The organism is Mycobacterium sp. (assembly GCF_035506235.1).
GTDB lineage: Bacteria > Actinomycetota > Actinomycetes > Mycobacteriales > Mycobacteriaceae > Mycobacterium.
In genome coordinates, this window is sequence record NZ_DATJPU010000314.1 from 26,528 (window position 1) to 37,867 (window position 11,340).

Genomic DNA, 11,340 nt, shown 5'->3' on the forward strand with positions numbered 1-11,340 from the left:
GTGCACCAACGCAACCTGATCATGCATCAGGTCATGCTCAGCGACCGCACCCGGCTGCAGGCCTACGACGAGGCCATCGGCCTCACCGTGCGCCCCGGAGACATTGTCGCGGACGTGGGAGCCGGGACCCTGGCCTTGTCCCTTCTGGCGTTGCGGCACGGCGCCGGCCACGTCTATGCGATCGAGGGGGACCCGGAGATGGCCGCGGTGGCGCGCGTGATCGCCCATACCAACAGGCTTCACCGCCAAGTCACGATCATCCAGGGGGACGCCCGCACAGTGTGCCTTCCGACCGATGTGGACGTGATCGTTTCGGAGATGATGGGCAACCTAGGTCCCGAAGAGCAGATGGCGGAGGTGGTAGCGGCCGTCGCGCAGCGACACCTGAAACCGTCCGGTCACGTGGTTCCGGCTCGCGTACTCACCCGGCTTCAGGCCGTTTCGTTTCGCTCTGAGGGCTGGGGAGTGTGGACCGACGACTTCTTTGGATTCTCGCTCAGCGCGGTGCAGAAATATGCTCCCTCATCGGCTCAGCTTCACTTCTTCAGCCAAGCGCCAGTGCCACTGAGCCCACCCGCGATCGTCGCAGACGAGCTTCTGGGAGTCACCGTCGACGGCGGACGCGACCGCATCCGCCTGGAGATAGTGGAATCGGGATCCCTGCACGCAGTCATCGGCTACTTCACGGCCACACTGGCCGACGGCGTCACGCTCTCCAACCACCCGGGCTACCGAGGATGCAACTGGGCGGTGTGGGTGTGGCCGCTGCGCCATACCGCGGTGCAACGCGGTCAGACAATCGACGTCAAGATCAAACGGCCGGCCGACATCCAGCTCGCCACGGACTGGCGGCTGGATTGCGCCATCACCCACGCCGACGTCGTGTCCTGAGTGCGACGAGGGCGAACTGCTCGATCTCACTCCGGATTCTGCGAGCGACCGGTGGCGGACAGAACGCCGACTCGACGCCGGCCAAAGCGATCTCGACGAGTTGCTCCCGGCTCAATCCGAACACGTCGTTGCAGAGTTGGTATTCGCGAGTGAGGTCCGTGCCGAACATGCCGGGGTCGTCGGTCCCGAGGGCCACTCGCACACCGGCATCAAGCAGTGTTGGCAGCGGATGGTCGAGCAGCGACTCCACCGCACCGGTCCGCAGGTTGGAGGTTGGGCAGACTTCAAGCGCGACGCCGCTGGCGGCGAGGTTACTGAGAAGTTGGGGATCCTCGACGCTGCGGATGCCATGACCGATCCGTTCGGCCCGAAGGTCGACGAGCGCTGACCAAACACTGCCAGGCCCGACGGTCTCCCCGGCGTGCGGAACGCTATGCAGGCCAACAGAGATTGCCTCGTCGAAGCACTCCTTGAACAACCCCCTCGGCGCGTCCGTTTCCGGTCCGCCGAGGCCGAAACCGACGGTCCCGTCCGGTCCGTGTCTTAACACCCACTGGAGCGTGTTCTTTGCGGCCTTGACGCCCAGCTCGCCCGACACGTCGAAGATCCAGCCGAGTTCGATGCCGTGTGCGGCCTGCGCCCTGCTGCGGCCTAGCCGCAAAGCTTCACCGAGTTCGTCGGGCGGGATTGAGTCGAGATGCGCCAGTGGCGTAACGGTGACTTCGGCATATCGCACGTTGTTTTCGGCGAGCTCGACCGCGAGCCCGTCGATTAGCTCCACCAAATCGGACGCGTCGATCAACAGCCTGCTGATCAAGCCGTACGCCTGACCGAACTGCGCAAAGTCATTATCGAACTCCAGCCAGTGGTCGAGTGACGTGCGTTCGGTCGGGACACCTCCTTCGGGATGACGGCGGGCAAGCGTGAGCAACGTCGACGCCGACACCGAGCCGACCAGATGTATGTGCAGATCGACCTTCGGCAGCGCAGCCAGGAATGCACATGCCGTGCTGTCACGCGTGGTCCCCACAGCGGTCATGCCTCTAGTCGGCCCATGCCTGGGGGCCAGGCCCGCCACGTGCGATGGGCGGGAAGAGCGCGTCGAGTCGCGCGTGCTCCTCGTCGGACAGAGGCACCTCGAGCGCGGCAACGGCACAGTCAACGTGCTCGATCGTGCGCGGACCGATGAGGACCGCTGTCACCCCTGGTCGTGACGCAACCCAGGCGAGAGCGATCGCGGCTGGATCACGCCCCCATTCTGCGCACAGGGCTTCAAAACGCGCGATTGTGTCCCGGTGTTGTTCGAGCGCCACCTGTGCGCGTCCCTGCATGGACTTGACCGCCTCGCCTCTCCGCATCTTGCCAAGGACACCAGCAAGCGCTCCGCCGTGCGTTGGCGACCACACCAGAATGGCGATCCCATACGCCTGCGCAGCGGGGATCACTTCGAGTTCGGCGTGGCGAGTTACCAAGTTGTAGATGCACTGCTCGGAGGCCAGTCCAAGCATGTGCCGGTCCTTCGCCGCCTGCTGGGCGGCCGCAAGGTGCCAGCCGGCGAAGTTGGAAGACCCGACGTAGCGGACCTTTCCCTGGCTGATCAGCATCTCCATCGCCTGCCACACTTCGTCCCAGCCGACGTTTGGGTCCACGCGGTGCATCTGATAGAGGTCGATCCAGTCGGTTCCGAGCCTGCGGAGCGAAGCTTCGCAGGCCGACACCACGTGTCTGACTGACAGCCCGCCGTGGTTGCGCCCCGGCGCCATCGCATTGCCGACCTTGGTTGCGATCACGACTTCATCTCGGCGACCGGGCCGCGCAGCAAGCCACCGGCCGATGACCTCCTCGGTGTATCCCTTGTGAACCCGCCAGCCATACATATTCGCCGTATCGACTACGTTGATTCCCCGCTCAAGCCCGTGATCGAGGAGTGCGCGTGCCTCGGGTTCGTCGACGCGGCCACCGAAGTTGACCGTGCCGATCGCGAGGCGACTTATCTCCAGGCCAACTCGACCCAGATGGGTGTCGAGCGACCCGTCAATAGCCGACCGGTTATCGGTCATTCGGGAAGTCACGATGGTTCCGTCATTGCTGCCTCCGTCGCCTTGCGCTCGACGTGCGTAGTGCCACCAGTTGCCAGAATTTCGCAGTTCGCCAGTACGGTTCACGTTGGCACAGTGCAAGTTCGAGACGTTCGAGGTCTGCAAAGAAGTCGGGGTCACACTTGATGTCCTGGTCCACAATGAGGTCGGTGACACACCGGATACCAAATCGGTCGGTCACCCTGGCGCCACACGTCACCAGCATCTGCTCCCCTTCGACGGCAGTGATTCGGCGCATCTGCTGGCAGAAGGTCACCGATAGCACCGTTGAAGCGTCCAGCGTCGCGAATGCCCCTGCGGGGTCGGTGCAGCGGACTGCCCGAGCTAAGACATCCATCGCTGGGTTGGGCGCCATGACCGAAAGCAGGCCGCCAACGCGCAAGAGAGCCATCATGTTTCGGATGTGGAGGAGCGGATCGGCCACATATTGCAACACGTTGTGGCAGATGACGACATCGAATGCGGACCGAGGCTCGTCGTCGCCGGTGAGCAACCTACGATCGACTAGGCGGCCGATGTCACAACACACTGTGCGGACGCGGTCCGCCGCGCCGACGGCTTCAGCGCTCGCACAGGCTCGCCGGAGGAAGACGTCGGACTGGTCGACGATCGTCACGTAGTGACCTTGCCGGGCAAGCGGGACGCTGTCGCGGCCGTCGGCACCGCCGACGTCGAGGATGCGGCATTGCGGTTCGAGGACGGCTATCACTTGCGCGAGAGTGTGCGCGACAAGCCGATAACGGAGGCGACCCCATGGACTCGCCTGCCAGGCCGCAAAGTCGGACGCGTTGTCGTCAAAGGCCGCGGCAGCCGCGTCGTTCGAAGTTTCGCTCATTGTACAGCCACCGATACACCCACGGCTTCGACCCGCAGTGCCGGCATGGCGACACGGGTGAAATAGTCACCCCACTCGCGCGGGAGAGTCCGCTCAGTGCAACCGATTTCGGTCACCCTAGCGAGCAGGTCCACTGGGCTCTCGTTGAAGCGGAAATCTGGCAACAGCGCTACCACCGCTCCACGCTCGATCAGGTACACGCCATCGCGGGTAGTGCCTGTGAGCATGAGGCGTTGTCGATTGACCTCGCGCAGATACCAGACCGACGTCACAAGGAGCGCGCGGTCAGTGCGTGCGATCATCTCGGGCAGGGACGCGCACCCCGGAGGTCCGTGCAGGACAAGGTTGTCGATCTCCGCGGTTCGTGGCTGCCCCATTACCTCGGCTGTATAACGCGTCTGCGTTAGCGCAGTCAGCACTCCGTCGGTCAGCCAACGTGTCGGCAACAACGGCAACCCGTTGTCGAGTACGCAGCACCGGTCGGTGGACGCCCTGACGATCGCGAACGGCGCGCACTCGAGTCCTCGCTCGGCGGGATCACTGCGCAGTGTCAACGGGGCGTTGCTGAGGCGTTCACCCAGGCTGCTCTTGCCGCCGGGGCGGCTGAAAACGCCATGTCCATCCATCGCCTCGCGCGCGCCAGTCGCACGGTAGAGGTGAACCATAAGGTCGGCAACGCACGACGGCGCGAACAACACTTCGTACCTGCCCGGCGACAGGTTTGCGCGGCGATTCGCCCCACTGACGGTTCGGTCGACGTTTGCCGTCATCGCGTTTAAGTCGATGCCGCCGATGTGTGCAGCACCGCAACCCGCCCAAGCCGACCGGCCGTCCCCGCGGATCGCCGTGAGGTCGACGATGGCCGTCGGCTGTTCGTGACGGAGCCGCAAGCCGGTCGACGAGGCCATATACGTTGTGCGAATCTGCTGTTCGGCATACCCGTAGGTGCTCAGTTCATGGACCCGCACCCGGTCACTGCACGCTCGCACGTACGTAGCGACGCCAGTGAGCGCCGCGAGGTCAGTCGACGCTGGCGGCCGCCCCCAATCGTTCGCCGCTACATCGCCAACCAACAGTGCTGGTTCGCGGGCGCCATTCTCGCGGGCATTGCGCCGTGCCGCTCCGACAAGATCTCCAACCTCACCAAAATTGAGCGCACCGCAACACGAAATGGCTCCGACGGCACCCCCAACGACCAACACCACGGTAAGCTTGCGTGACCGAGCAGAACCGTTTGTCGTCAGCGCATCATCGGCCCAGCGAACGTGCACCGCGGATGTCTCGTCAACAATCGCGATGAGTGCTTCCTCACTTGTGGACTCATCGAGCACTCGCTCCGCCAGGGCTTGGGCGGTCGTCAAAGTTCTTCCCCTCCAACCTGTGCCACGCGGATGCCGCGGAAGAGCGCAGACGGGCAACCATGGCTCGCGCCGGCCACTTGAACCGGTTGTCCCTTCCCGCACATGTCCGCACCGAAGAGTCCGTACGTAGCGGTTCCGCCCAATGCCGAAAGGGCACACCAGAATTCGGTCGTACTACCCTGGTATGCAACCCCACTAAGCTGGCCGGCGAGCCGCCCGGATCGGATCTGATGACAGCGCTGCGCGGTGAATTGGAAATGCTTACGCCGAGGATCGATTGACCATCCGGCCGACCCGGCGAGATAGATTCCGTTCTCAACCGCCGAAATAAGACCATCCGTGTCCGGGCCATCCGATGCCGGTTCTAGCGAAACGTTCGGTAGCCGCGCCAGGGGCGGGTGAAGAGCAGAATCGGCGTACGAACACCCCGTCGATTGCGATGCGCCCGCGACTGCCGCAGTGCACCGGTCTGTCTGAAGGCCGACCAGCACTCCGTCCTTCACAATGGGCCAGGCCTGTGCCGGCACCCCCTCGTCGTCGATGCCGATCGTGGCCAGGCCGTGTTCGGTCGTCCGATCGGCTATTACGTTCATGAGCGGCGATCCGAATCGCAGTGATCCGAGTTCGCCAGGCGACACGAACGTAGCACCGGCGTATGACACCTCGTATCCGAGCGCCCGATCAAGCTCTGTGGCATGCCCAACGGTTTCGTGCATGGTCAGCCAAAGGTTGGACGGGTCGATGACGAGGTCATAGGTGCCCGGCTGTACGGGTCTGGCACCAGCCTTTTCGGCGAGATGGTCCGGCAATTGGGAAAGCTCCGTGTCCCAGTCCCACCCCTGCCCGTGTAGATATTCCCATCCGCGACCGCAAGGCGGGCCGGAGGTGCGCAATGACACGGTCGTGCGACAGCGGTCGGTGGCAAAGGCGGTGAGCATCGGGTGCACGTAGATGCGCTGCTGGGTCGCGGTCGTGCCGGCGGCGTCAGCGTAGTACCGCTGCTCGCGCCCCGCTGTGAAAACTGCCAGCACGTGGTCGACCGTTGGTGAGGCAAGGAGCCGACCGCTCCAGTCGGCGAGAAGGCCGATCCGCTCCGCCTCCTCGACCCCGAACGGGTCGATGAGGTACGACGATGTCCATATGGCACCGGGACGCGCCACTTCCTCGACCGGCATCGAGGGCGTTCGTTGTATGGCTTGGCAGCTACGCGCAACGGCGACCGCCTCGTCGGCGGCCAGAACGGCGGCGTGCGCGGTCAACTCAACGGTGCCGGCGTACCCCCAAACACCGTCATAAAGGAGCCGTACTCCGAGTGCACACTCGGACGAGTCGCTGCCATCCTGAAGATACCCATCGCGAAGTCGTAACCGCCCTTTACGATTCCGCACGACGTGAAATGACGCATGGCTCGCTCCCAATTCGTTCGCGCGCGTCAGGGCAGCATCAGACAGGGATTCGAGCGGGAGAGCCGCCACCCCAACATCGTGAAGTGTGAGAGCCATGCTCACCCGCTATTCACTAGGTGCGCTCGATCGATCGACCTGATTGCGCGACCTGGAAAGTCGCAGTACCACAGGCGATTACCGTCCCACGTCAACCCGGTCGGACGCCCGTCTACCCGCGTCGACCCGATATGGGTCCCGTTCGTAGGGTCAATCGAGTGCAACTCCCCAGATTCGAACTCTCCATAAACGACGACGCCGTCGGCGTACGTCAGGCCCGATGGACTTGAACCCCGTACTGGGAACTCGCGTCGAACCTGCATTGACGAGTAGTCGCGCAGCTGCACGACCATGGGCTCCCTCAGACACATCCATAGTCCTTCCGGCCCGAACTCGACACCGGTCACTCGCCCGCTCGCGGGACGGATCTCCTGGTGACCTGTGACCGTGCCTGTCTGGGGGTCGACGAGCACGAGGCGCTTGGGTCGGCCGCCCACCTGGCACAACATCGTCCCGTCAAAGGCAAGGTCCGCACGAACTTGATCGCAGCGATAGGTGTGCACAACCGAGCCGGTAGATAGCTCGATGGCATAGATGCGCGCCGCCTCCTGGTCGGAGTGCCACAACCGACGCCCATCCCACGCCAGCCCGCACGGGTAGTTCCCCGGTGCCCAAAACCAACCATTGGCGACACCAATACGCCGATCCGCGTCTGGCGAGCGCCCGCCATAGTTGGAGGGCTGTCTCCGCCCCACCATTCATCCAGCTATCGGCGGCCGCGCGAGGCCGATTCCTGCGCCATTTTTAAAGCAGTCTACGACTACAAACAAGGTTTGATCGCCGTCTTCGAGCACCCCGCAAAACCGCTCGTAAAGAGCTTCTACAGCGGGTTCTTGCGGTCCGTTGCAAAGTTTACCCATGGCCTTAGATACTATACGATTTAGGACTATGTGGGCGCCGCGTCGGGCCAATGAGACCGAAGTTACCACCGACTTGACCACAGGCCTGTTGGATGCTGCTGCGCGGCACATTGCCCGCCTACCCGCGCGGGAGCGCTGGATTGTTGGCGGCATTTCCCAGCTCACCGATATGGCTGTTGCGCTGGACGAAGAAGTTTGTCGGGACATCGCGGATCGGTACGACCGCGCACCGTATCTCGACCTCGACGACGCGCTCACGCGGCGGTACGAACACGTCAAGAAGGACAGCATCGTGCTGTACCAGGAACTGCTCGTACTCGGTGTGACGATCGAGCCATGGCGTGGGCCGGGCCAGCCTTATCGCGACTCGAATGAATTAAGGCGACAAGTCAACGAGACACGAACCCTGCGGGTGTTCCTCACCGCGAACGGGCACGGATCCTTCGCATCGAGGGGATTCCACCCATTGTGTTGTCGGTCTGGAGTCGCCGCCGAGGGCGTCGAGTTGTGGCATAACGACCTCCTCCGCGCGGTGCACGATCTGTTCGGCCACGTGATGTTGTCGACCGGCTTCGGACCGAAAGGCGAGTTCAAAGCCGCCTACTGCCAACTGGCCCTCTCATCCGAGGCGGCCAGGCCGGCATTGTTCACCGAGCAGGTCGCGCAAACCTGCTGGTTCTACTTCGGAGCCCACTTGCGCGATGAGAACGGGAAAGTGCCGCGGCATGGTGACCGCGGCTATGTCAGCCCGCGCGACCGCCCATATCCGGAGCAAAAGGTCTTCGCCAGCGAGCCAGCGGATCTCCACGCCTTCCAACGCATGTTCCATTTCAAGGAGTTGTGATGCAACAAGCTGCTATTCGCCCCACGGCCGCTGGGCCGCTCGGGGCCTCGATACACGGGGATTTCCCGATCCTGGCACGCTCCGACGATGGCGTTGAGCTGGCATACCTCGACAACGCGGCGACATCCCACAAGCCCCGGCCCGTGCTCCATGCGATGACCAACTACTACGCCACCACCAATAGCAACGTTGGGCGCGGCTACTATCGCCTGAGTATGCAGTCGGCGGACTGCTACCAAGACTCACGCGTTGTAATACAAACCGCTATCGGCGCCACCGATCCGGCGGAAATCGTATTCACCAAGAGTGCTACCGAGGCAATAAACCTCTTGGCCGACACTCTGGGTCGCCAATACGTCGGTGCCGAAGATCGAGTCGTCGTCACCACCATGGAGCACAACAGCAACCTGTTGCCGTGGCGTCGCCTCTGTGAGCGGGTCGGTGCGAAGCTGGTGGTCATTCCGGTCGACAGATCGGGCAATGTGGACCTGGCGCGCTTCCGCGAGGAGATCCGCGACGATGTGAAGATCGCCGCTTTCAGCCATGTATCGAATGTTCTGGGAACCGTGAACCCCGTGCGCGAAATGGCAGCTGCAGCTCATGAGCACGGGACTATCGTCGTAGTCGACGGTGCCCAAGCAGTGCCCCACTTTCCTGTCAACGTTGGCGAACTCGGCGTTGACTTCTACTGCTTCTCGGGCCATAAAGCTTACGGCCCCATGGGCATTGGTGTCCTGTACGCTCGCCGCGAACTGTTGTGCACGCTCGCCCCATACCAAGTCGGCGGCGGCACAGTTAAGGCAGTCAGCTTTCAGGAACCCGTTGACTACGTGCCCGCACCCGAACGCCTGGAGGCCGGAACTCCCAATGTTGCTGGGGCCGTGGGCCTTGCGGCCGCCATGCAGTACCTCGACAAGCTCGGTTGGCGGGCCATCAGGGAACACGATGAGCGTCTCGTTCATGGTCTGCTCGAAGCGGTGGCGGATCTCGACCGGGTCCATGTCGTCGGGGCACCGGCCGAAGACGCGAGCGGCATTGTCTCGATCATCGTCGACGGAATACATCCGTACGACGTAGGCGGTCATTTCGATAGTCTCGGCATTGCGGTCCGCTGCGGCGTGCACTGCGCCAGTATGCTGCTCGACGCCCTCGGCCTGCTCGGCACGGTGCGGATCTCTTTTGGTGTGTACAACACGGAGCTTGAGATCGACCGCGTACGTGACGCGCTGGCAACAGTGAAGCCTGGTATTTGGACAAGCGACCATCCGACCACCCGGTTCCTGTGAACAGGAGGCTTCATGACAACAGCATCGGTTGACGCAGCTGAGATTAGAGCCCAACAAAAAGTCATTTGGGACGGCGTCAGCGCGGCCTGGGAGCGCTGGCAACCCGCCTTCGAGCGGGGCGCATCGATAGTCACCGAGCGTCTACTCGACATTGCCGGCGTCGCGCCAGGCGACTCAGTACTCGACATCGGGTCGGGTACAGGCCAGCCGGCGCTTTCTGCCGCCCGCGTCGTGGGACCGGACGGTACGGTCCTCGGCATCGATCTTTCACCGTTAATGGTAGAGGCTGCACGCCGTGCTTCCGTCGGCCTGGGCAACGTCCATTTCGTCGTTGGCAGCGCGGAAATGCAACTGCTGCAAGCATATTCATTCGACGCCGTCTTGAGTCGATGGGCTTTGATGTTCGCCGCCGACCGCGTCGAGCTGCTCCGCAAGGCAGCCCAGCTACTCCGGCCGGGCGGGTTGCTTGCAGCCGCTGTGTGGAGCGAGCCACAGAACGTTCCGATGATCAGCCTTGCATTCCAGATCATTTCGAGTGAGCTGGCGCTGCCGCCACCCCCTCCCGGCCCTGGCCCCTTTGCCATGTCGAACGCAGACGAGATCATGGCCGACTTTGAAGGCGCCGGATTCAGTGGGGTAGAAGTTTCTGAGCTGGTCGTACCCTTCCGCCTGGCTTCGGTCGACGAATTCGGTCGCTTCTCTTTCGATGTGCTTCCACCGAGGATGAAGCAGCTACTGCAGGATCGGTACGGTTCACTCTTCGACCACGACCTATGGGGAGGGTTTGTCGCTGCGGCCGGTCAGTATCGCGAGGCAAACGGCACGGTGTACCTGCCGTCGACTTGTTTGTGTGTTCGCGCTGTCGCCTAGGTGGAAGCGGACCGATAAGCATCCGGCAAATCCCGACACTCACTCGCGAGGCATCGGCGCCTGAGAATCTCGCTCGTCGGCTTGCCGTGTCCGCACAAGAGCGCCGGGAAGTGAATCGGTTGGAGACATGGCGAGCACGGCTCAGCAGTGATCACCCCATGGCGGTTTCGTCGGGTGCCGTGGGAGCATCTCGACCAATGGACCTTTGCGCCAAGCTCTGGCGACGTCGTCCATGACCTTCCCATCCACGTTGGTTGTGTCCGCCGATTGCACAAATCGCATTGCGAAGTCGGTTGCCGTGCACATCAAGACCTGCAGAGGGAAACGGCAGGCAGGACAGAACGGACCGCAGATCCATGTTGACGACATTCGGCCGCTTCATCAATTCGTCGATCTGTCCGAGTGTCAGCCATGCGAAATCGCCGCCTGCGTCGAAGTCGCGGCTCACCTCGACGACCATGTTCCGTTGCGCTTCCGTAGAGCCACGATCCCTGTTCGGACTGCGAGGTGTCGGCGAGCACCTGCCCTAGCGATGGCTCGACGAAGTACTCCAGGTAGGGCACCGCAGAGCCGCGGTGGGTGCGCCAGTAGTTTCTCGGGGTGGCCTGGACAGTTGGTTAATCTGGGCGCCGTTTACATTGCCCGGCTAGGCCGAAGTTCCGACTTATATGGCGTGTCAGCGGTTCGTGATCGGGTTGGCCGCCCGTAGCGTGCCGTAGCGAACCGGAGGGCTTGACTCGCGAAGTTCCTGTCACTCGTGTTCGGGTTGACTCCAAGGGGGTGTGTCGGGCC

Annotated in this window: 9 protein-coding genes and 1 pseudogene; 4 read left to right on the plus strand and 6 right to left on the minus strand. The window is 63.0% G+C overall.

All coding sequences use genetic code 11. The annotated features are described in order from the left end of the window. Window positions 1-891 (plus strand): class I SAM-dependent methyltransferase, encoded by an 891-nt coding sequence (locus VMD50_RS29200; RefSeq protein WP_325433375.1) that lies wholly within the window; start codon window positions 1-3, stop codon window positions 889-891. On the opposite strand, the gene add is transcribed toward VMD50_RS29200, so the two are convergent. Genes add through VMD50_RS29225 form a run of 5 tightly spaced genes read right to left on the minus strand, consistent with a single transcriptional unit; the run spans window position 866 to window position 6,688 of the window. Further along, a complete protein-coding gene (gene add, locus VMD50_RS29205) occupies window positions 866-1,969 on the minus strand; it encodes an adenosine deaminase (RefSeq protein ID WP_325433377.1) in 1,104 nt (367 codons plus the stop codon). The two genes, VMD50_RS29200 and add, sit on opposite strands and share 26 nt — an antisense overlap. Continuing rightward, the gene (locus VMD50_RS29210) at window positions 1,935-2,951 is read right to left on the minus strand and encodes an aldo/keto reductase (protein ID WP_325433379.1); all 1,017 of its coding nucleotides are present in this window, start codon (window positions 2,949-2,951) and stop codon (window positions 1,935-1,937) included. The genes add and VMD50_RS29210 overlap by 35 nt, the downstream gene beginning before the upstream one ends. 22 nt (window positions 2,952-2,973) lie before the next feature. Further along, window positions 2,974-3,825: a class I SAM-dependent methyltransferase gene (locus VMD50_RS29215; protein WP_325433381.1), complete on the minus strand. Its 852-nt coding sequence runs from the start codon at window positions 3,823-3,825 to the stop codon at window positions 2,974-2,976. Beyond that, complete coding sequence (locus VMD50_RS29220) at window positions 3,822-5,186, minus strand: metallopeptidase TldD-related protein (protein WP_325433382.1); 1,365 nt, start codon at window positions 5,184-5,186, stop codon at window positions 3,822-3,824. The genes VMD50_RS29215 and VMD50_RS29220 overlap by 4 nt, the downstream gene beginning before the upstream one ends. After that, window positions 5,183-6,688, minus strand: a complete 1,506-nt coding sequence (locus VMD50_RS29225) for a TldD/PmbA family protein (protein WP_325433391.1) — start codon at window positions 6,686-6,688, stop codon at window positions 5,183-5,185. The genes VMD50_RS29220 and VMD50_RS29225 overlap by 4 nt, the downstream gene beginning before the upstream one ends. Window positions 6,689-7,576: 888 nt before the next feature. Between VMD50_RS29225 and VMD50_RS29230 the strand changes: the two genes are divergently transcribed. The 3 genes from VMD50_RS29230 to VMD50_RS29240 are packed head-to-tail and all read left to right on the plus strand — an operon-like array spanning window position 7,577 to window position 10,548. Next, the gene (locus tag VMD50_RS29230; RefSeq protein ID WP_325433384.1) at window positions 7,577-8,392 is read left to right on the plus strand and encodes a crotonobetainyl-CoA--carnitine CoA-transferase; all 816 of its coding nucleotides are present in this window, start codon (window positions 7,577-7,579) and stop codon (window positions 8,390-8,392) included. Further along, complete coding sequence (locus VMD50_RS29235; protein WP_325433386.1) at window positions 8,392-9,678, plus strand: aminotransferase class V-fold PLP-dependent enzyme; 1,287 nt, start codon at window positions 8,392-8,394, stop codon at window positions 9,676-9,678. The genes VMD50_RS29230 and VMD50_RS29235 overlap by 1 nt, the downstream gene beginning before the upstream one ends. 12 nt (window positions 9,679-9,690) lie before the next feature. Beyond that, window positions 9,691-10,548, plus strand: a complete 858-nt coding sequence (locus VMD50_RS29240; RefSeq protein ID WP_325433387.1) for a class I SAM-dependent methyltransferase — start codon at window positions 9,691-9,693, stop codon at window positions 10,546-10,548. Between the two features lie 151 nt (window positions 10,549-10,699). Here VMD50_RS29240 and VMD50_RS29245 read toward each other — a convergent pair. Then, window positions 10,700-11,111 (minus strand): annotated as a pseudogene (locus tag VMD50_RS29245) (NDP-hexose 2,3-dehydratase family protein). Between the last annotated feature and the right edge of the window lie 229 nt (window positions 11,112-11,340).